The 19,532-nt window shown below is 40.6% G+C and carries 18 protein-coding genes; 11 read left to right on the forward strand and 7 right to left on the reverse strand.

Translation table 11 applies throughout. The annotated features are described in order from the left end of the window. Position 1 precedes the first annotated feature (1 nt). Both ACR5KR_RS01040 and ACR5KR_RS01045 read left to right on the forward strand, forming a co-directional pair. A complete protein-coding gene (locus ACR5KR_RS01040) occupies positions 2-1,516 on the forward strand; it encodes a thioester reductase domain-containing protein (RefSeq protein WP_448265127.1) in 1,515 nt (504 codons plus the stop codon). 558 nt (positions 1,517-2,074) lie between these two features. After that, positions 2,075-2,878: an SDR family NAD(P)-dependent oxidoreductase gene (locus ACR5KR_RS01045; RefSeq protein ID WP_445628148.1), complete on the forward strand. Its 804-nt coding sequence runs from the start codon at positions 2,075-2,077 to the stop codon at positions 2,876-2,878. An 85-nt stretch (positions 2,879-2,963) separates the two neighbouring features. Here ACR5KR_RS01045 and hetI read toward each other — a convergent pair whose 3' ends face one another. Further along, positions 2,964-3,683 carry a 4'-phosphopantetheinyl transferase HetI gene (gene hetI / locus ACR5KR_RS01050; RefSeq protein ID WP_445628147.1) on the reverse strand — a complete coding sequence of 240 codons (720 nt, stop codon included), beginning with the start codon at positions 3,681-3,683 and terminating at the stop codon, positions 2,964-2,966. 175 nt (positions 3,684-3,858) lie between these two features. Here hetI and ACR5KR_RS01055 point away from each other — a divergent pair, with 175 nt between their 5' ends. Continuing rightward, positions 3,859-4,026 carry a hypothetical protein gene (locus ACR5KR_RS01055; RefSeq protein WP_181929464.1) on the forward strand — a complete coding sequence of 56 codons (168 nt, stop codon included), beginning with the start codon at positions 3,859-3,861 and terminating at the stop codon, positions 4,024-4,026. A gap of 93 nt (positions 4,027-4,119) precedes the next feature. Here ACR5KR_RS01055 and ACR5KR_RS01060 read toward each other — a convergent pair whose 3' ends face one another. Continuing rightward, positions 4,120-5,184 carry a YheT family hydrolase gene (locus ACR5KR_RS01060; RefSeq protein WP_448265128.1) on the reverse strand — a complete coding sequence of 355 codons (1,065 nt, stop codon included), beginning with the start codon at positions 5,182-5,184 and terminating at the stop codon, positions 4,120-4,122. Positions 5,185-5,341: 157 nt separating this feature from the next. Between ACR5KR_RS01060 and ACR5KR_RS01065 the strand changes: the two genes are divergently transcribed. Then, on the forward strand, positions 5,342-6,085 hold the full coding sequence (locus tag ACR5KR_RS01065; RefSeq protein WP_322670411.1) for a response regulator transcription factor: 744 nt from the start codon (positions 5,342-5,344) through the stop codon (positions 6,083-6,085). 374 nt (positions 6,086-6,459) lie between these two features. On the opposite strand, the gene ACR5KR_RS01070 is transcribed toward ACR5KR_RS01065, so the two are convergent. Further along, a complete protein-coding gene (locus ACR5KR_RS01070; protein ID WP_445628145.1) occupies positions 6,460-7,302 on the reverse strand; it encodes a methyltransferase domain-containing protein in 843 nt (280 codons plus the stop codon). A 263-nt stretch (positions 7,303-7,565) separates the two neighbouring features. Here ACR5KR_RS01070 and ACR5KR_RS01075 point away from each other — a divergent pair, with 263 nt between their 5' ends. Next, positions 7,566-8,903 (forward strand): TrkH family potassium uptake protein, encoded by a 1,338-nt coding sequence (locus ACR5KR_RS01075; RefSeq protein ID WP_448265129.1) that lies wholly within the window; start codon positions 7,566-7,568, stop codon positions 8,901-8,903. 149 nt (positions 8,904-9,052) lie between these two features. Then, the gene (locus ACR5KR_RS01080; RefSeq protein ID WP_289797626.1) at positions 9,053-9,748 is read left to right on the forward strand and encodes a potassium channel family protein; all 696 of its coding nucleotides are present in this window, start codon (positions 9,053-9,055) and stop codon (positions 9,746-9,748) included. Between the two features lie 218 nt (positions 9,749-9,966). Here the strand turns inward: ACR5KR_RS01080 and ACR5KR_RS01085 are convergent, their stop codons facing one another. Continuing rightward, positions 9,967-11,067, reverse strand: coding sequence for a tetratricopeptide repeat protein (locus tag ACR5KR_RS01085; RefSeq protein ID WP_448265130.1), 1,101 nt, complete (start codon positions 11,065-11,067; stop codon positions 9,967-9,969). Between the two features lie 112 nt (positions 11,068-11,179). Then, a complete protein-coding gene (queA, locus tag ACR5KR_RS01090) occupies positions 11,180-12,445 on the reverse strand; it encodes a tRNA preQ1(34) S-adenosylmethionine ribosyltransferase-isomerase QueA (RefSeq protein WP_448270042.1) in 1,266 nt (421 codons plus the stop codon). Positions 12,446-12,690: 245 nt separating this feature from the next. On the opposite strand from queA, the gene ACR5KR_RS01095 reads away from it, so the two are divergent. Further along, positions 12,691-13,080, forward strand: a complete 390-nt coding sequence (locus ACR5KR_RS01095; RefSeq protein ID WP_012412259.1) for a hypothetical protein — start codon at positions 12,691-12,693, stop codon at positions 13,078-13,080. 70 nt (positions 13,081-13,150) lie between these two features. Here ACR5KR_RS01095 and ACR5KR_RS01100 read toward each other — a convergent pair whose 3' ends face one another. Further along, a complete protein-coding gene (locus tag ACR5KR_RS01100; RefSeq protein ID WP_448265132.1) occupies positions 13,151-13,708 on the reverse strand; it encodes a YraN family protein in 558 nt (185 codons plus the stop codon). Between the two features lie 292 nt (positions 13,709-14,000). Between ACR5KR_RS01100 and ACR5KR_RS01105 the strand changes: the two genes are divergently transcribed. Continuing rightward, entirely contained in the window at positions 14,001-14,510 is a 510-nt protein-coding gene (locus tag ACR5KR_RS01105) for a pentapeptide repeat-containing protein (RefSeq protein WP_445628141.1), read from the forward strand. Between the two features lie 78 nt (positions 14,511-14,588). On the opposite strand, the gene ACR5KR_RS01110 is transcribed toward ACR5KR_RS01105, so the two are convergent. Next, positions 14,589-14,990, reverse strand: a complete 402-nt coding sequence (locus ACR5KR_RS01110; RefSeq protein ID WP_448265134.1) for a hypothetical protein — start codon at positions 14,988-14,990, stop codon at positions 14,589-14,591. 162 nt (positions 14,991-15,152) lie between these two features. Between ACR5KR_RS01110 and ACR5KR_RS01115 the strand changes: the two genes are divergently transcribed. From ACR5KR_RS01115 to ACR5KR_RS01125, 3 genes are read left to right on the forward strand one after another with little or no spacing between them, the layout of a single operon-like run. After that, positions 15,153-15,422 carry a hypothetical protein gene (locus tag ACR5KR_RS01115; protein WP_448265135.1) on the forward strand — a complete coding sequence of 90 codons (270 nt, stop codon included), beginning with the start codon at positions 15,153-15,155 and terminating at the stop codon, positions 15,420-15,422. Positions 15,423-15,460: 38 nt separating this feature from the next. Continuing rightward, the gene (locus ACR5KR_RS01120; protein ID WP_448265136.1) at positions 15,461-16,471 is read left to right on the forward strand and encodes a hypothetical protein; all 1,011 of its coding nucleotides are present in this window, start codon (positions 15,461-15,463) and stop codon (positions 16,469-16,471) included. A gap of 31 nt (positions 16,472-16,502) precedes the next feature. Beyond that, a complete protein-coding gene (locus ACR5KR_RS01125) occupies positions 16,503-19,319 on the forward strand; it encodes a dynamin family protein (protein WP_448265137.1) in 2,817 nt (938 codons plus the stop codon). The last annotated feature ends 213 nt before the right edge of the window (positions 19,320-19,532 follow it).

Genomic DNA, 19,532 nt, shown 5'->3' on the forward strand with positions numbered 1-19,532 from the left:
AATGACTATAAAACAGTCTTTCACAGCAGACGATATTCAAATATTTTTGGTATCTAACTTAGCTAAGTTGCTAGAAGTCGCAACTGATGAAATAGATGTCAAAGAACATTTAGAAAACTATGGGTTAGATTCAGCCCAAGCAATGATTCTAGTCAGTAACTTAGAAAAATTACTAGGATTTCAACCATCTCCGTTGTTGCTGTGGCATTACCCAAATATTGAAGCTCTTTCACAGCGTTTAGCTGAAGAAGTGCAAGATGGTTCGCCAATTCAAGATACAGGTGTGACAACCTCCAATGCCAACACTGCGCCCTCTGTTCTAGATTTAGGTGCTGAGGCTGTTCTTGACCCCACAATTCATCCCAGCGCTGCATCTAATCTAGCTATAGGTGAACCCAAGAACATCTTTTTAACTGGAGGAACAGGCTTTTTAGGAGCTTTTATCATCCGGGAATTGCTACAAGAAACTAATGCGAATATCTATTGCTTAGTGCGTGCTGCGAATGCCGAAGAAGGCAAAAGCAAACTCCAAAATAATTTGCAACAATATGCAATTTGGCAGGAAAAATTTACCTCCAGAATTATTCCGATTGTCGGTGATTTATCTCTGCCATTGTTAGGTATTGGTTCAGAACAGTTTCAAATTTTAGCTGCAAATATTGATACTATTTATCATAGTGGTGCTTTGTTGAATTATGTTTTCCCATACTCAGCACTGAAGGCAGCCAATGTTTTGGGAACCCAAGAAGTTTTGAGATTAGCTTGTCAAGTTAAAGTCAAGCCTGTACATTACGTTTCTAGCGTTGCTGTTTTTGAATCCACTGCTTATGCTGGCAAGGTTGTTAAAGAACAGGATGAATTCAATCATTGGGAAGGTATTTATCTTGGTTACTCACAAACTAAATGGGTAGCTGAAAAGTTAGTTAAAATTGCTCGTGACCGTGGACTGCCTGTAACTATCCATAGACCACCACTGATTTCTGGTGATAGCAAAACAGGCATTTGTAACACCCATGATTTTATCAATCTGATGACCAAGGGCTGTCTACAAATGGGATATTTCCCTGATGTAGATTATATGTTGGATATGTCACCTGTGGATTATGTAAGTAAAGCGATCGTTTATCTATCACGCCAAAAAGAATCCATAGGTAAAGCTTTTAATTTACAACATCCCCAACCTGTTTCTTTGAAAATACTAGTTGAGTGGATACGCTCGTTTGGTTATTCAGTTGAAATGATTCCTTATGAAAAATGGCAATCTGAGTTAATCAACAATGTGACTTCTGCGGACAATCCTTTGTACACTCTGCGACCATTTTTACTGGAACGTTGGTCTGATGAACAACTGACTATTCCTGATTTGTATTTACAAGCTAGAAGACCCCATATTAGCTGCCAAGATACTCTTCATGCATTGGCAGGTAGTTCTATTGCTTGTCCTCCAATTGATTCTCAATTGTTTATGACTTATACCGCTTACTTGATTCAAAGTGGTTTCTTGAATCTCGCTTAGTAATTCACAAATTGCGTAGGATGTGTTAGGGAAGTAACGCACTATCTCGGTTAGTTCCGGTGCGTTACGGAAGCCGTAACACACCCTGCAAAATATTTTTTAGTTCATGTTTTTTACAACACAGTATTACTGAATAGCCAATATTCCAGATGCCAGCAACAACACATATACTAACAGTGGCAATATAATTGCCCTGTTTTTTTATGCTCAATAATGTAAATTTTTAGTATTCACCTCTTGACAGAAGCAATCGAGGATAGAATGGTTAATGTCGGGCATAAAAGTTTTATTTTAACTGCTGGTTTTTGTGAGCGATCAAAAGCCCATACTAGCAGTATAAAATAACGTAACTTCTTTAATGCTCAAATTCTTAGATGCATAAATCCTAAATTTGCGTTTGGAATGCTACATCTATCTAACGCATCACACAAGTATTTGAAAGGGTAATAACTCAAGACGTTTATCGTCGGTTCAGATATTACGCGTACTTAATTGTAGAACGAGAATCACTGTAAATGCAACGCAGCTTCATCAAGTTGAATTCACCAATATTCTTACATGAACACAACACATCAAGGTCAGAGCAAAAAAACTGCTCTTATTACTGGGGCAGCCGGTGGTATTGGCTATGAATTAGCATGTATTTTTGCTGCTCATGATTACAATCTGGTCTTAGTAGACAGAAACGGGTTAAAGCTTGTAGAAATTGCAGGTAAATTCCAAAAAAAATTTGGAAATCTTGTCAAAACTATTGTCAAGGATTTATCTATTTCAACGGCTCCTGAAGAAATTTTCACAGAGTTGCAACTCGCCAATATTAATGTTGATGTGCTAGTAAATAATGCTGGGTTTGGTATCTATGGATTATTTCATGAAACAGACTTAGCGACTGAATTGGAAATGCTACAGGTAAATTTGGTGTGTCTCACTCATCTAACCAAGCTATTCGTGAAGCACATGGTAAAGCAAGGTGAAGGCAAAATCTTAAACGTCGCCTCGGCTGCTGCTTTTCAACCTGGGCCTTTAATGGCGGTTTATTTTGCTACTAAAGCTTATATCTTATCTTTTTCGGAAGCGATCGCTAATGAATTAGAAGGTACAGGTGTCACTGTGACAGTTCTTTGCCCAGGTTCAACAGAATCTGGCTTTCACGAAAGAACCGGGATGGCTGACTCTAAGTTGCTCAAGGGCAAAAAGATGATGGATGCACGAACAGTAGCCGAAATTGGTTTTCACGGCTTAATGAAGGGCAAAACCATTGTCATTCCTGGTTTTATGAATAAACTCCTGGCAAAAAGCGTCAGATTTGTACCTAGAAAACTCGTGACAAGAATTGTGAGAAATATGCAGGAAGATAAGTAAGGGGCATGGGGCATTGGGCACTTGTACTGAGCCAAGTCGAAGTATTGGGCATTGGCGAAGAATAACTAATGACAAATGACTAGGATTAATACTGCCAACACTTCAAATTCCAGCCAAAATTCTCTACAGCAACAGCAGCAACATAATTGTTTGCAGGTACTAGTTCAAACAGACTCCAGTCTTCAGATATCTGTAACTTGGCTGGTTCTGTGGGAGTGAGCGACACTTCAATTTGCTCTAACTGAGATAGTCCATCTCCAGTTGCTTTTAAATAAGCTTCCTTACAAGTCCAGTAACGGAAAAATACTTCTTGCTGTTGGTTGGGAGATAGCGATCGCAACATCTCATATTCTCTCGGTAAAAAGAACCGTTTGGCAAGAGCTTCCAAATCAGACATCGGGCGAATATATTCTAGGTCTACACCAATTGGGCGAGTACAATTCACTGCACACAAACCTAACCCTTGGGAATGAGACAAGTTAAACGCCAGTCCACTATCGGCAAATTTATCTGCTAGTACTGGTTTGCCACGCTGTTGATAATTAAACTCCACTTGTAACGGCTGGATACTCAAGTAGCGCCCTAATATAGTTCGGAGAATACCGCGACCTGCGATGAAACGCTGTCGATGTTCCTGAAAATAGAACCGTTCAGCACGAGATGTTTCGTCACTGGAAAGAGTTGCTGCTAAATTTTGCAGTTGTGTTTCTGGTTGGTCAAGGTCTATGCGCCAGACATGAATATCATCTGGTAGCAAAGTTAAATCCGTCGGTGCAGGTAGCCAAATATGATTAGAAGCGGTCATTGAGTCAAAAGGTCAAGGGAGTTGTATTTTAATAGTTTGTTTAATTCTGAAGTAGATATCTCTTCAGTAGGAAATAGTTTTTCTCAGAAAGTGTTAAATCTAAAACAAAAAAACCTTACCAAAGCTTGTTAATAAACTATTAGAACTACTTTTTTGTAGAACATAGTGAGGATGAATGATTATTAATTTGGAGTACTTTGCCTTCTTTATACTACTACTGGCAGCGCTGCTATTAGCAATTAGGCAAATGAGCGTTGCTTTGGATGAGTTAGATATTGCGCGTTTTACTCTCTGGACAGGTATTGCTTCTGTTATTGCTGGTTTACCAATGATATTGTGGTAACTTCTGGGTCAATGTCATCCTCTCTATTTTGGGCTTCCAAGCAATACGACTCCATCCGTCGAGTATCCTACAACTAGAATATCGTCTCGCCTATTACTCTGTTCGTTGTTGCTCTAACCATTGTAAAACCCGATTCCATGCCCACCAAAGATCGGGGTCTTGTACTTGACGCTGGCACTCTTTACTGCTCAAATAGCCAACATGACCGCCATACTGAGTAAGTAACAAATCTATTGCAGAATTGCGATCGCACGCTTCTTCTAATTCCAGTATGATAGCTGGGTCAAAAAGTGGGTCGTCAGCAGCATATAGAATCAAAGTCGGTTTTGAGATTTGCGGCAATATTTGTAAAGCACTGCTAGCTTGGTAATATGCTTCCACAGAAGGAAAACCAAGTCGCTTAATTACCAATTCATTATCAAAACCCCAAATGCTATTCGCCCGTTCAATCGCTTCTGGGTCAAGGCTTCCAGGATGGGCATCATGAATCCGCCACGCCAGTTTTTTTAAATTTTGGGCAATCCCTGCTTCCAAATATCTACCGAAAGGCTTTGTAACCAGATAAGATAGCGATCGCTGTGAATCCAAACTTGGACAAATCACCATACCACCGCCAATATCGCTATCTTCTAGCCCTAAATCTCCATACTCCCTAATCACCTCACCAACCACCTTCAGCGCCCAGAGTGCCAACTGTCCTCCTAAAGAATATCCTGTAAACCAAAATTTACCCGGACATCCCATTGCCTTCGCAGCGGCGGCAATGCGAACAAAATCTTCCCCCTCATACAAACCATCAGAGGTGAGAGTCGGCGACAATTCGGCGGTTTTGCCGTGGGCCCGCCAATCAAATAACACCACAGCATAGCCTTGAGCGTAAGCTTTACGTCCTAGCACCCTCAAAAACCATTCCGTCTCTAACTCTCCGGTAATGCCATAAGTACCAATAATCGTGCTGTGAGCATTTTCCGGGATGGCAACCAAGCCAAAAATTGGCACACCTTGGCCACCAATAAAGATTTTTTCGTGATAAGACGGTTCTGGGTCTCGAACAGTAATTTCCCAGTTACGTTTTCCCCACAAAGCGGTGTATACAGTCATCATCACACCGTTTTGTAAAAACCAAGACGGATTGTAGGGGGGAGTATAACACATCATAGACTATAAGATTTCGTGTAATTGAGTCTTGATTTCACAGTCATTTAATCTTAATATTTATGTAAGATTTAGAAACTTTTTTAGAATTGATTCAAAAATCTTTGTATCTATCAAAGGTTGTTAATTATCCTTAATAAGTAGTAATAATTTTTTAAGAATGCCGAGGATTCTTGTCATAGACGATGACCCAGCGATTTCAGAACTAGTTGCCGTCAACTTGGAAATGGCTGGCTACGATGTTAGTCAAGCTGAAGACGGCATCAAAGGTCAAGCACTGGCTCTCCAACTACAACCAGACTTGATCATGCTCGATTTAATGTTGCCCAGGGTAGATGGGTTTACCGTTTGTCAACGCCTGCGCCGCGACGATCGCACCTCTGAGATTCCCGTGTTAATGTTGACGGCTTTGAGCCAAACTCAGGACAAGGTGGAAGGCTTCAATGCTGGCGCAGATGACTACCTCACCAAACCTTTTGAAGTTGAAGAACTGCTGGCGCGGGTGCGGGCACTTTTGCGGCGTACTGACCGGATTCCCCAAGCCGCAAAGCATAGTGAGATTCTCAACTATGGCTCATTAACCCTCGTTCCCGAAAGATTTGAGGCAATATGGTTCAATGAGACGGTGAAATTGACTCACTTGGAATTTGAGCTACTTCACTGCTTGCTGCAACGCCACGGTCAAACAGTTTCTCCCAGCGAAATCCTCAGAGAAGTTTGGGGCTACGATCCTGATGATGACATAGAAACGATTCGAGTGCATATTCGCCACTTGAGAACCAAGCTAGAACCAGATCCTCGCCATCCCCGCTATATCAAGACAGTGTATGGTGCTGGATACTGTCTGGAATTACCCGCTATACCTCCATCCAATGAAGGGGCCTCAGTAACAGTCGTTGAATGAAACACGCTAAATTCCCTTATCTAAGCTATCACTTAGGCAAGAACTCTCTGTAACTCTTATTCCTTACCGCTTAGTTAAGGTTATTGGTGGGATTTAGTAGTATGTAGAGATGTTGCAATACAACGTCTCTACAAGACGAATTACGAATTATTTTAATACCTTGCAATAAACTACGACTGAGGGTGTCAGTCTTAAGCTTGTTAGCAGATAGACTGTAATTCTTCAGGAGACATTTTATTCAAATTTTTGAAAATAAAACTCATTCTTTCTTGAGACTTGAGTTGTTGACGGTGGACAAGCTGCTAGGGTAATCGGAATTGAATTTCTTAAATTGTAGTGCGATCGCGCTGTTTCATTACAGCGCGGTCTTGTTTCTATTTATTCCCGCATAACAATCCAAACCGAACTAACCCACGCTCATAACCGCGACGCATCAACCCCAGTGATAATGCCCCTTGAATAGTAGTCCAGCCGGCATTGAGTAAGCCCCAAAGTGCTTGGGGAGTAAATGCCGAATCAATGACTACATTCCAAAAGGGCGCGACGGCGGTTGACCAATCGGCAGTGCGAATATTGTTTAATGGAAGTTGACGGGCGATCGCTTCATACTCTGGTAAAGAAATTACATAAGGCAAACAATACACCCGATAAATATCCTGCAAGTGCTTTTCCTCATCTGGCGTCAGTGGTAACTTATCAGTTGCTCGATGACACCAAGTCACCATAATTAACTTGCCGCCAGGTTTCAATACCCGATAGCACTCCTGGAGAAACTTAGTTTTATCTGGCATGTGTTCGCCGCTTTCCAGCGACCAAACCAAGTCAAAAGAATTATCAGCAAAGGGCATTTCTTGAGCATTGGCGACTTGAAACTGAGTTTTCAGACTCAAATTTGCTTCCGTTGCGCGTTCTGTTGCTCTGGCAGCTTGCACAGGACTCAAAGTAATTCCTGTAGCCTTAGCATTAAACTTTTCTGCCAGGTATAAAGAACTGCCACCAATGCCACAACCGACATCGAGGATATTTTCTGCTGCTTGTACCCCTGCCCAATTGAGCAGTTCCTCGATTAAATCAATTTGAGCTTGACGGCGGTCTTTTTTCTGACTGCCATCGACACCGTAGTAGCCGTGGTGCATATGTTCGCCCCAAATCTGTTCCCACAGACCAGAGGAAGCATCGTAGAACTGCTGAATTTGCTGGTAAAGTGTTGCACTCATGAAAAAAGTAGTATTGAGACGAAGTAGAATTCAAAAAAAACATACAGGTAGGCTACCATGTATGTTTTTAATTAAATAAGGGTATTTTTACTTCCCGAAAAGGTAAGCCGAGATTTATCCTCCTGGGACAAATTTCTCACTTTTACCTTAATAAACTTTACTGAGTCGAATTTATGTCAATTCTCCCAAATCGGGCTACAGCTTAAAGCATCTAGCAACCCATTTTAAATCTGACTTTTTGAATTTTGAATTTTGAATTAATTATGACTGTTGCTCGCACAATTTGTTTGGGGTTTCTGGCTGTCATTGCTGTTGGTACTATCCTGTTGATGATGCCTTTTTCAACTAGCGATGGTACATGGAATAACCTGATTGTGGCACTATTTACCTCCACATCCGCAGTTTGTGTCACGGGTTTATCAGTAGTCGATCCTGGTACTTACTTTTCCTTTTGGGGTCAGTTATTTATTGCCCTATTAGCTCAGATTGGCGGCTTGGGCTACATGACAACCACCACATTTCTGATTTTGCTCATTGGTCGTAAGTTTGATATGCGGCAAAAAATCGCCATTCAACAAGCTTTAGACCGGCCAGGTATGAGTGGTAGCTCCCAAGTTATCCGTTCAATTATTGCCACAACTTTAATTTTTGAAATTACCGGAGTCTTCTTACTTCTACCAGCTTTTGTTCCAAAGTATGGGTGGAGTCAAGGACTTTGGTTAGCGATTTTTCATAGCATCAATGCTTGGAATAATGCTGGTTTTAGTTTATTTAAAGATAACTTAATTGGCTATCAGTCATCCTTCTTAGTAGTCTTCACCATTAGCATGTTGATTATCTTTGGGGGAATTGGCTATCAGGTAATTTTAGAAATGTATCTTTGGTTGCGCGATCGCGTTTTCCAAAAATCTCTTAAAAAGCAATTGTTATCACTCGATTTTAAAGTTGCAACCAGCACAATTATTATATTATTAGCAATAGGAGCAATAGCTTTTTTCTGTATAGAAATTAGAAACCCTGAAACATTTGGTTCTCTAAATTTCCGCGACCAAATATTAGTAGCTTGGTTTCAATCAGTTACTCCCAGAACTGCTGGTTTTAATACCATTGATATTAGCAAAATGACCACTGCTGGTCTATTTATTACGATTGCACTAATGTTTATTGGCGCAAGTCCAGGTGGTACAGGGGGAGGTATGAAAACAACAACTTTGAGAGTTCTAACCAGTTGTACAAAAACGATTCTTCGGGGGAAAGAAGAAGTTTTATTATACGATCGCAAGATAGCAATAACTTTAATTTTGAAAGCTGTAGGTGTGTTAGTAGGATCGGTAGCAGTCGTAATTTTAGCCACCATTTTAATTAGCCTCACAGATCCAACATTAGATTTTATTCAAATTTTGTTTGAAGTAGTATCAGCCTTCGCTACCGTGGGTCTTTCTACAGGCATCACAGGGACTATCTCTACAGCAGCAAAGCTCATCTTAATTCTCACTATGTACGTTGGAAGAGTAGGTGTTTTACTGCTGATGTCTGCTGTATTAGGAGACCCCCGCCCTACCAGAATTCACTATCCTGAAGAAAATTTACTCGTGGGATAGTTAGGGAGAGGAAATAGGAATAGGGATAAAGAAGAACTAATGCCCAAACTGATAAAATATACATTAGAAGGCAAAAATAAAATTTTTCATTCAAGCGGCATATCCGTTTTTTGCCCTAAATACAGGGAGCCATCATAAGGATAAAAAGGGTGAATCTGTCATCATTAAGTTTTTTTCGCAGTTTACGTAAAGATAACCACCAATTTGCTGTAATTGGGTTAGGTCGTTTTGGAAGGTCTGTCTGTTCCACACTGCACAATTTTGGTTATCAAGTGCTGGCAACAGATATTGATGAAAAACGAGTTTCAGAAGCATTAACTGAGGGAATAGTTGGTCATGCTTTGCAACTAGACTCTACAGAACCAGCCGCACTCAAAGAAGCTGGAATTTTTGAATTTGATACTGTAATTGTCGCAATTGGCAACTACGTTCAAGAAAGTATCATAACCACCCTAAATGTGAAAGAGGCTGGTGTACCTCATGTAGTTGCTAAAGCTTCTAGTGAAGTTCATCGTAAACTGTTGCGGCGAGTAGGTGCAGATCATGTTGTTTTTCCTGAGTATGAAGCGGGTTGTGCCCTAGCGCGTACTCTTACCAAACCAGCAATTCTAGATCGGTTTGACCTCGACCCAGATAACAGTATTGTAGAGTTGATTGTGCCTGATGAATTTCACGGCAAAACTATCACCGAACTTCAACTTCGTAACCGATACGGTTTAAATTTGTTAGCAGTAAGCCAGGATGGGAAATTTCAAATTAATCCTGACGCTACCAAGCGTTTAGAGCGTGGTTCAGCAATGGTTGTTATTGGTTGCAATAAAGATATTAATCGTTTGCCGATTTAAAAAAGTTAGGAGTTAAAAATTAACAGTTAGGAGTTATGCCGTGTGCAACTTTTACTCAAAACTAACCTCCAACACCTTTTAATAGAGAATAGACTTATTGCATGAATCAAAATCCCTCTCCCAAGCTTGGAAGAGGGACTTTGAAATTCGCTCCCCTTCTCCCAACTTTGGGAGAAGAGGTTGAGGGATGAGGGCAAATCGCCTTAACCCTGAGTTTTTTATTGTCCGGGACTTGTTGAAGTGGATTGTGGTTCAACTGAGACAGGCACATCGCCAGGGTTCGCGGGCGTTTCTGGTTGATTTGGCGTCTGTGGCTCAGGTGTTTGTACTGTAGAATCTGAACTCTGAGAAGGAGTAGCTGTTTGACTGGTTTGAGGTTGCTGTTGCCCAGTTTTCTGAGCAATTTGCTGCATTAACTGCTCAATTTTCTGGGCTTGTTCAATGTTACCTTGCTCGCGATATTCATTGTGAGCGCGTTTCAAGACTCCACTGGCTTTTTTGAACTCGCCCTGATTATATAAAGTTACTCCCAAGTTATAGTAAGCTGAGGCACTTTTTGGATTTAGGCGAATCGCTTGCCGATAAACAGAAATAGCCTCAGGAGCTTGACCATGCATTGCTAGCAAATTTGCCATATTGCTGTAGGCTGCGGCATTTTTAGGATCTAGCTTCAAAGCTTGGCGATAACTGGCGATCGCAGGCTCGATTTGACCTTGTTGTTGCAAGGCGATCGCTAAGTTAAGATAAGCATTGGCATTGCTGCTATCTAGATTAATTGCTTTTTGATATGCTGCGATCGCTTCCTCTAACTTTCCTTGTTCGTATAGCAACAAACCCAGATTATACAGTGCTGCCACCCTTGTGGAATCTATCACCAAGCTCTGGCGATAAGCGGTAATTGCTGCATCTTTTTCTCCTTGTCGGTGCAACACTAACCCTAAGTTGTAATAAGCTTCGCTAGAATTGGGATTAAGTTTTATCGCCTCTGTAAATTCTTGTAAAGCTACATCCAGGCGATTTTGCTCTATAAATATATTACCCAGATAATTCCGTGCTGCCCCAAGGTTAGGATCTCGCTGCAAGGCTTGGCGAAAGGCATATTCTGCACCTTGTAAGTCTTGGCGATTATAGCGTGTAACTCCTTGCTGGAAAAAGCTAGCTGCTTCGAGATCCTGAGAAATTGCAGTTTCTGCCAGCAGCTTGCTAACTGGGAAATTGGTAATTGTCGGTGCAGCCAAGAGCAAAAATGCAGAACAGCCACCGAGTGTTACCTGACAAAATAAATTTAACCAATGAGAAAATAGGTATTTTTCAGACATATAATAGCAGACCTGTACTTATTTTTAACTCCTCATAAGTCAGAGTACCCACCACGAATGAAAAAATTCCCAATTTCCAACTTTTAACTCCTAATTCTTGTACAGACAAGGGTTAATCGCGTCTCTTCCCACTCTCCACTCCCACAGCTGACGGCAAAATTAGCATGGCATCACCGAATGAATAAAAGCGATATCCAAGAGCGATCGCTTCGTTGTATATATTCAATAATCGTTGTCTGCCAATTAGGGCACTTACCAACATCAACAAACTAGAACGCGGTAAGTGAAAATTCGTAATCAAACCATCTACTACCTGCCATTGGTAGCCAGGATAAATAAACAAGTCTGTTTTTCCGCAAAATGGTTGTAAATTACCAGATTGAGCCGCCCCTTCTAAAGCCCTTACTGCCGTTGTTCCCACAGCAATAATCCGCCCGCCAGCTGCTTTCGTAGCGCGGATTTGCTCTACTGTAGCGGCGGGAACTTCAATCCATTCTTCATGCATTTGATGGGTAGTTACGTCCTCTACTTCCACAGGGCGAAATGTGCCGACACCAACGTGTAGCGTCACAAAAGCTTGATTAATATTGCGATCGCGCAACTTTTGTAATAATTCTGGGGTAAAGTGTAATCCTGCCGTCGGAGCTGCGATCGCTCCTGGCTGTTTAGCATAAACTGTCTGATACTGCTCATCAGCTGCTTCTGAGGTAGTAATGTATGGTGGTAACGGTACTTCACCAAACACCTCTAACAGTTGCACCAAAGTCTTTCCCTCTGGCACATCAAATTGCAACAAACGCCCTCCGGTTGCTGCATCTGTTTCTAGAACCGTAGCCGTTAGCTGGGGGCTAGGAGCAGGCTTGCCGTGAGTGTAGCCGAAGGGAAGTAAAGGAGAATTTTCCCCTCTGCCCCCCGCACCCCGCCCCTCTGCCTCTTTTAAATGCCCAATCCCCGCTTCCCTTGGTTCAAAGATAATCTTTGCTCCCCGTTTGAAGCTTTTTCCTGGCTTAACTAAAGCTAACCAACAGTTATGTTGCCGTTCTTCCAACAGCAACACCTGGATTTTTGCACCAGTGGATTTATGACCATAAAGCCGCGCTGGAATGACTCTTGTATTGTTCATAACCAACAAATCACCAGAGCGCAGCAGTGCAGGCAAATCATGGAAAATATGGTGTAGAGGTGCTGTTTCGATGCCTGTAGTCGGAGAATCAACTACCAGTAACCGCGAAGTATCTCTAGGAACTGCTGGGTTTTGGGCAATGAGTTCTGGAGGTAGTGTGTAGTCATAGCCAGCTACCGAGCAATCTAATTCAAAATTTTTTTCTTGTGGGCTAGATGTATCTTTCAAATTTACTTGTACTAGTTTTTGGTTTATTTAGTATTTATACTCTCTTAAAAAGGCTGAGTTAAGTTTTACCTTCTAAAGGAACTTTAAGGCATCTTTACTCAGTTTTGCCGCTAGGCTATAAGATTGTTACTATTAAGTAACACGGAAAAATTAACATAAAAATTGGGTAAACCTCCCCATCTAAAAACGGGGGCTTTTACCCTACCGGGAACAGGCACTGATTGACGAATATAGATATGTAGGATTGGCTTTGATCCCAAGCACCAACAAACATGGAATACTTGTACTATCTGGCAAATGCCAGTCTAACCCTGAGGGTCGTTCAACACCTCCACGCTAGACCCCAGACACCAGTTTCGTTCGTCACCGTAATTCATCAAATTGATGGCTGGGTGGTTAGGATCAAACTCAAAGGTCAAGTCTCGCCCCAAGAAGATGGCGACTTTCGGGCTTTTCTAAATGAATTAGGAATTAGCTATGAGCCGCCAATGAGGGTGCAAATGGCACTTTGGAGTTTGGAAGCTGGACAGTGCCCTGTGGATGTGATGCGTCGTTATCAGGTAGCGATCGTTTCTCATGGTAGCCCAGAAAGAGACGAAATTGAAGCGTTCCGGCAGCAGTTTGTCCGGGGCTTAGGTTACTGTCCAGAAACTCTGGCGTGAAACTATTTGGTTGTAACGCTACTACAAAATTATTGGTCATTGGTAATTAAGATATTTTATCGATTACCAATTAACCATTCTCAATTGAAGAGTCAAAAGCTGCCAGAATATATTCTTGCAGCTTCAACTTATATCCGGGTACTGATGAAGTAGCTAGAGCTTCCTGATTTGCTGTAACCCCAGTCAGATTTTTTGATATCCTTTGACAGTAGACAATAGCAACATCAAATCGACAAGAATAATCTGCCTTCTCAGGATACTGGGCTAAGAACATACCAGCTGTACGCCAGATTTTTGCTTGCTTTTGTGGAGTGATTGCGCTTCTTCCCCCAGTATCCCAACTACCTGAACTGCGGGTTTTGACTTCAACAAATGCCAATATTGAGTGCTGAGTTCTGAGTTGTCCTACTGCTCCCTTGTTTCCACGGTTACTGAGCGTAGTCGTTGGCGTAGCCTCTCCAAGAGTTGTATGCTCCCCTGCTTGCTCTACTTTTCTATCATATTCAGCGATGATATCAATTTCCCCCCAGCGACTAGAAAAGCGACGATGAAGAATTATCCAACCTGTAGATTGCAACCATTGGGCTACTAGGTCTTCTCCTAATTGACCACTATTTGGACAATGCATATAAACTTTAGTATTCTCGGTTATTTAATTCAACAGCAAAATAAGAGTTTCTAGTAGTTACCCGAAATTCATCCTTCCATGATGTGCTTATTCTTCCCTTGCTGGCGTGGCATTCCCAACAGTCAAATTGAAGTAAACATAATTTGGGTAAATATCCATAAAAGAGTGATGTTCGACATATATGCCACCACCGCATTCCAGAAAGTTGATGAATTTTAAAGGATTTTTGCGCTAACATCTCTGACTCAAGGATAATGAGATGGAGGAGGGTTCGCCATTGGCTAAAAATAGAATGAATTCTAAGTTAAGCGCCCGGATTTGGGCAAGTATACTCAGCTTATTCCTTTGGGGAATAGTTAGCATCGCCGCAACGGTCGGTTTTGCTCCAACAGCTTTGGCACTTGAATATAATAAAGAAATTTTGGTTGAGGCTGATTTTTCAGGACGTGATTTAACAGACTCTAGCTTTACCAAAGCTAATCTTCGCCAGAGCAACTTCAGCCGAGCTAATTTGAACGGTGTTAGCTTTTTTGCAGCAAATTTAGAGTCTGCGAATTTGGAGGGTTCTGATTTGAGAAATGCGACTTTAGATTCGGCTCGTTTAGTCAGAGCAAATTTGACAAATGCACTGTTGGAGGGTGCGTTTGCTGCTAACGCCAGATTTGATGGTGCAATCATTGATGGGGCAGATTTTACCGATACGCTGCTGCGTCCTGATGAGCAAAAAAAATTGTGCAAACTTGCCAAAGGGACTAATCCGATTACAGGACGAGATACGCGTGACACGTTGTTTTGTCCTTAGTATTTTTTAGCTGGGAATTGGGCATTGGGCATTGTGCATTGCTTATTCCCCATTCCCTACTCATAAAATATTGAGCAACTACCAACCACTCGCACCAATTTTTTGACAAACAATTTTCATACCTTTGCCTGGTGAAGAACTTGCTACAAAAGGGATTTCTCCTTTTTCTTTATCCTCTTCAAGTAGCTGTCCTTCTGGGCCGTAAATTGCAATGCGATTGCGAAACAGCCGCGATTCTTTGCACGATGCATCAAAGGTAGTCTCGAAGATGCCATCTCCATAGATACCGTAAAGCTTGTATACTGTGCCCTTAATCGTTTCCGTGTCCAGAGCTACCCTGTTTCCCAATTTATCATGCCCTACAGTAATATATCTTTCTGCATCTTGAGCGATGGCTGCGCCAACACCTCCGGTGAACGCACTACCATTACTTAATAAAATAGCGATCGCTCCTACTATGCCGCCTATTTTCAAATACATACAGTTTCAAAATATAAGATTTCATATATTTTTATTCGCAATCAAAGGGTTCTGGCAGGGTAAAAGCACTGAAATCAAGATATATCAAGGTGTTATACTACTTCGTAATACCTAATGGAAAGCGTTAAAGACTATATAAATAGCTGCAATACTTTTCAAAGTATGAGTGAAACACTTGCTGATATTGCCATACCACCCCAGTTTTCCGATCACACTCAACTACCTAAGTCGAAAAACTTAGTAATCACAGGCAAAAGCTTACCACAGACTTCAAACAGCTTTTCAGTAGTAGGTAAATCAGCGATGTCTACGAGGGGCTACGCCAACGCACCTTTCAAGAACTTGAAGGCTATTTTTGCTATCTTTTGCATGGCTCCATTTTATAGGTTTGGCAGTGGGGCGATCGCATCTATCTTCAAATGGGAACCATAAGAAAATAAGCTAATACATCACACTAGATTGGTTTACCCATGTCTGACGAACAAGAGCGTAATTCCGCTTTTAACGCTGCTGCTAACATTAACGTTCAACATACCCAATTACAGGATTTATCCTTAAGTGCAGCCCGTAGATTATATAAAGGTGGGATTCGACCTGGCGATCCGATAAGAACTAGAGTGCAAGCCCAAGAAATGTTAGATAAAATCCCTCCATCTCAAAGAGCAGAGATTGATGGCAAATCTACTGATGTTAATACCCAAAAATACCTATCAGATAAGCACGCTAGTCATATCAAACCGCATAGCAAAGGCGGCTCAAACGATCCCAAAAATATCAAGTGGGAAAACGCCAAAGATAATTTAGCCCGTGGCGATAAACCCATGACTTTGCAGGAGCAAATGAGACTAGATGCTAAATGGCATTTTGAGAACCTAACAGGTGCAGTCAAAGCAGGTGTGAAAGCAGCGCCTCTGGGAGCAGCCATTGGTGTAGCGACGACAGCACCATTTTCGTTACTAACCAACGCGTTGCGCGTAGTTCGGGGTGAAATTTCTGCACAAGAAGCCGCTATAGAAACACTGAAAGATACCGTAAAAGGTGGCACAGTTGGGGGTGTGACAGCGTTTGTAACCACAACAGTAGCAGCAGCTTGTCCACCAATTGCGATCGCTTTAACCGCAGCCGCACCAGTTTTAGCTGTTGTTGGAACTGCGGGTATGGTTTATGAGTTTTTCAAAATCCTCGATGACCATAAACAAACGGTGAAAATCTATTATGAATCTTTAACTCAACAAGAATTAGAAAGATTACAAGCAATTGAAAATGAACTAATTTATGAACACCAGAAAAATCTAGAATTTTTGGCTGAAGCAGAAGCAATTAATCAAGAAATTACAAATCGCCCAATTGTACCGGGGATAGAAGGGGCTATGCAACGGTTACGTGAATCAGTCGCTATTGCCCAATCTCTAGGATTAACATCAGCAGATAGTAAATTCCTTGCTGGTTCTCAAGTGCCTCATATTCTCACAGAACAATAGGAATTAAATCTTAGAGGATTACATCGTTTTTATGCTTCCTTTTATTTTCGGCGCTCTTGGATTAGCTGTTGGAGCAGTTGTTGGTGCTTTTACTACTCACGCTGTTGGGGAAAGTGATAGACAAGCTGCCAAACATCATAGGACTGTTGCAAATGAACTAGCTGATAAATATACAAACTTGGAGCAAAAATACTATGAACTAGCTGATGAAAGCAAAAAGCAGATTCTTGGTTTAACTCACCAGCACGCTTTAGATGAAGTTGAAAAAGATTGTTTGCGTTTAGCAGTTAGATTACAGCATAGTCTGATTTCTTTGATGTTGGATATTGATAGAGATCCAACAGAAGCTGCTTTGAAGGGATTTGTCAACGCAGTAGAATTTACAAATAATGTTCTTTGCAAAATAAATGAAGAGTTAATTTGTGTACCAAGTGACTATTATGCACGCAATCTTATTGCTGCTGTTCAACGCGAAATCATTCGGGAACCAGTAGATGTTTCAAATCGATCAAATATAAACGAGGAGGTAATTCCAATGAAACTAGAACCTAAAAATATGCCTGAACAAGAATTTCAAGAAACCTATAACAGAATTCGTGATACTGGTAATCAACTCTTAAATTACTTGAAAGAACTTCGGGCTGGACGGTTAAAAGAAGGAGATAGTACCCAAGGATTACAGAGCGTTGAAGATAATCTTACCAAAGCTTTAAAAGCCTTAGCCGAACAAAAATATCAGGTTGCTGTCATTGCAGCAATGAAAGCAGGTAAGAGTACCTTTTTGAATGCCATAATTGGTGCAGATGTGTTAGCAAGTGAAGCAGAAGCTTGCACAGTTTGTCGCACAGATATCCGTCCAATTGATGCTGGACAAACACCCAGACTTTTAGAATATCAAGCAGGTAAACGAGAACCTATAGTTTTAATAGAAGGTGAAGCAAGCGAAATTCGGCAAAGATTTTTAGAGCGTACCCATGAGATTCGAGCTAAATCTAATCAAGATAATACTACACGCTTTGAATTAGAACATCCCATTGAAGCGATTAGTACAATGCCATCACTGGCAGGTTTCACATTAGTTGATACTCCTGGCCCCAATGAGTGGGAATCTGTCTCGTTTAACACAACTTCTTTAAAGCAGACTGCTTTAGAAGCTCTCCGAACTTGTGATGCTATATTATTCATTCTGGATTACACATCGTTTAGGGACAACACGAACTCAGAATTGCTTAAAGAGTTAATTGAGAAACGGAAAGAATTTTTAGCAGAGAATACAGGTAAGATTTACTTTATTCTTAATAAAGTAGATAGAAAAGCAGACAGAGATAGACCTGTCGCAGATATTATAGAATCTTTAAGAATAGATTTAATTGAATTTGGTATACCTGAACCAAGAATTGATTCAGTTAGTGGATGGCAAGGGTTGTTATCCAAGCTTATTCAACAAGGTAAGGCAACTGATAGTCATATTAAAGACTTTAAACATTTTTTTAGTGCTAAATATGCCCAAATAGATGAAAAAGGAAGGGATGTCATTCCCTTACCAGAAGAAATTGCACCACAAGCTTTAAATGATAGTAGGATTCCGATAATTCAAGAGACAGTAATTCAAACTATTACTCAAAATTCAGGATTGAATTTATTGAGTGATGTTTTATATGAATTGGACAAAACAGCCAAAGCTATTGATGAGACATTTATTACAGATATCGGATGCTGGCAGTTAGAAGTTGAGGAACTGCAACAAAAAGTAGAAGAGTACAAAAAACATTCTGATTTAGCCCAATCTCAGGTTAATAGTGTAAAAAAGTCCGTACAAGCACAAAAGCAAACATTAATCACTACGTTTAGCCAAGGGATTAATAAATTTGCCGAAACTGCTAAAAAACGCATAGAATCAGAAATTGATAGACTGGCTGAAAATCAATCTAAAAATGTTTTAAAGGACAAAAATAATCAAAATCTTCTCACATATATGTGGGATAATTTCAGTTCTTTATTTGAAGATTCTTCCAGTTATGATTCCTATAAAATCAAGGTCAAAAACAAAAACGAGGCTGAGAAAATCGGTAAAACCATTAATGAGTATTGCACCCCTATAATACAAAGTTTTTGGTTAGATACTCAGGACAGACTAGTTAGAGAGGCAACAATAATTCGTGAAGGTTTAGTTCAAAAAATTAAACGAGAAATACAGGCTATTTCTGACGAACTATCTGAGTCTATTAAAATCGATTTGCAAGTAGAAATAGGTAATAATACAATTCAATTTCCTGACTTTGAATTTTCTGGGATTGATGCTAAAATTCAACATCAGCAAGAAGTATTTACTAGAAGTAAGAAGGAATCAAGGACGAATAGCCAATGCTGTCAATCAGATAAAGTCTATGAAGTAGATATTTCGTATGAGGAAACAGTATTTTACTATGAAATTGATTTACGATTGACTTCTCAAAGAATTCAGCAAAAGATTGACTCACAAGTAGAGAGAAACCTAAAGTTGCTTCAGCGTGTTATTGAACAACAAGTATCAGATGATTTTCGTAAAGCTGAGAAGCAAATCAATGACTACATTAATAGGTTTCAACATGAATTTGACTCTTTACTTAAGCAACGACAAAGAAGGGAAGTAGAAGCTTATGAGGTTATTAATACTCTCGAAAGTCAAAGAATCGAAGTGAGTAAATATATTAGGGAATTAGTGTCTATTCGAGAAAATCTTGAGAGTTGGAAACCAAGGAATCCAGAGAATTCATTAATAGGACTTAGCCAAAAAACACCCAGAGAAAAGCCTCAAATCTATACAACACAGATAGAGATAGACTTTGACATCGTTGTGCTTGGTTGATTGACAAGTATATATTGCTCAACCTGAGTTAGTTGGTCATCTGGAAGTTGAGCAATCTGTTGTTGAAGTTGACGGCGGCGGTCAAAGATAGTCATCGAACACCTCGCAGGAACGACTAAACTTTCATTTTACTTGATTGATATACTGCCAAATCCAGAGTATAACCCATTACATCCTATTACGATTAGAGATAGGCGATCGCAAATTTAGAAG

Source organism: Nostoc sp. DSM 114159 (assembly GCF_053470285.1).

What these genes read in the sequence shown, in the direction of transcription:
- ACR5KR_RS01040 (WP_448265127.1), top strand. Translation starts at nt 2, where the DNA reads ATGACTATAAAACAGTCTTTCACAGCAGACGATATTCAAATATTTTTG.
- ACR5KR_RS01045 (WP_445628148.1), top strand. Translation starts at nt 2,075, where the DNA reads ATGAACACAACACATCAAGGTCAGAGCAAAAAAACTGCTCTTATTACT.
- hetI (WP_445628147.1), bottom strand. Translation starts at nt 3,683, where the DNA reads ATGACCGCTTCTAATCATATTTGGCTACCTGCACCGACGGATTTAACT.
- ACR5KR_RS01055 (WP_181929464.1), top strand. Translation starts at nt 3,859, where the DNA reads ATGATTATTAATTTGGAGTACTTTGCCTTCTTTATACTACTACTGGCA.
- ACR5KR_RS01060 (WP_448265128.1), bottom strand. Translation starts at nt 5,184, where the DNA reads ATGATGTGTTATACTCCCCCCTACAATCCGTCTTGGTTTTTACAAAAC.
- ACR5KR_RS01065 (WP_322670411.1), top strand. Translation starts at nt 5,342, where the DNA reads ATGCCGAGGATTCTTGTCATAGACGATGACCCAGCGATTTCAGAACTA.
- ACR5KR_RS01070 (WP_445628145.1), bottom strand. Translation starts at nt 7,302, where the DNA reads ATGAGTGCAACACTTTACCAGCAAATTCAGCAGTTCTACGATGCTTCC.
- ACR5KR_RS01075 (WP_448265129.1), top strand. Translation starts at nt 7,566, where the DNA reads ATGACTGTTGCTCGCACAATTTGTTTGGGGTTTCTGGCTGTCATTGCT.
- ACR5KR_RS01085 (WP_448265130.1), bottom strand. Translation starts at nt 11,067, where the DNA reads ATGTCTGAAAAATACCTATTTTCTCATTGGTTAAATTTATTTTGTCAG.
- ACR5KR_RS01095 (WP_012412259.1), top strand. Translation starts at nt 12,691, where the DNA reads ATGGAATACTTGTACTATCTGGCAAATGCCAGTCTAACCCTGAGGGTC.
- ACR5KR_RS01100 (WP_448265132.1), bottom strand. Translation starts at nt 13,708, where the DNA reads ATGCATTGTCCAAATAGTGGTCAATTAGGAGAAGACCTAGTAGCCCAA.
- ACR5KR_RS01105 (WP_445628141.1), top strand. Translation starts at nt 14,001, where the DNA reads ATGAATTCTAAGTTAAGCGCCCGGATTTGGGCAAGTATACTCAGCTTA.
- ACR5KR_RS01110 (WP_448265134.1), bottom strand. Translation starts at nt 14,990, where the DNA reads ATGTATTTGAAAATAGGCGGCATAGTAGGAGCGATCGCTATTTTATTA.
- ACR5KR_RS01115 (WP_448265135.1), top strand. Translation starts at nt 15,153, where the DNA reads ATGAGTGAAACACTTGCTGATATTGCCATACCACCCCAGTTTTCCGAT.
- ACR5KR_RS01120 (WP_448265136.1), top strand. Translation starts at nt 15,461, where the DNA reads ATGTCTGACGAACAAGAGCGTAATTCCGCTTTTAACGCTGCTGCTAAC.
- ACR5KR_RS01125 (WP_448265137.1), top strand. Translation starts at nt 16,503, where the DNA reads ATGCTTCCTTTTATTTTCGGCGCTCTTGGATTAGCTGTTGGAGCAGTT.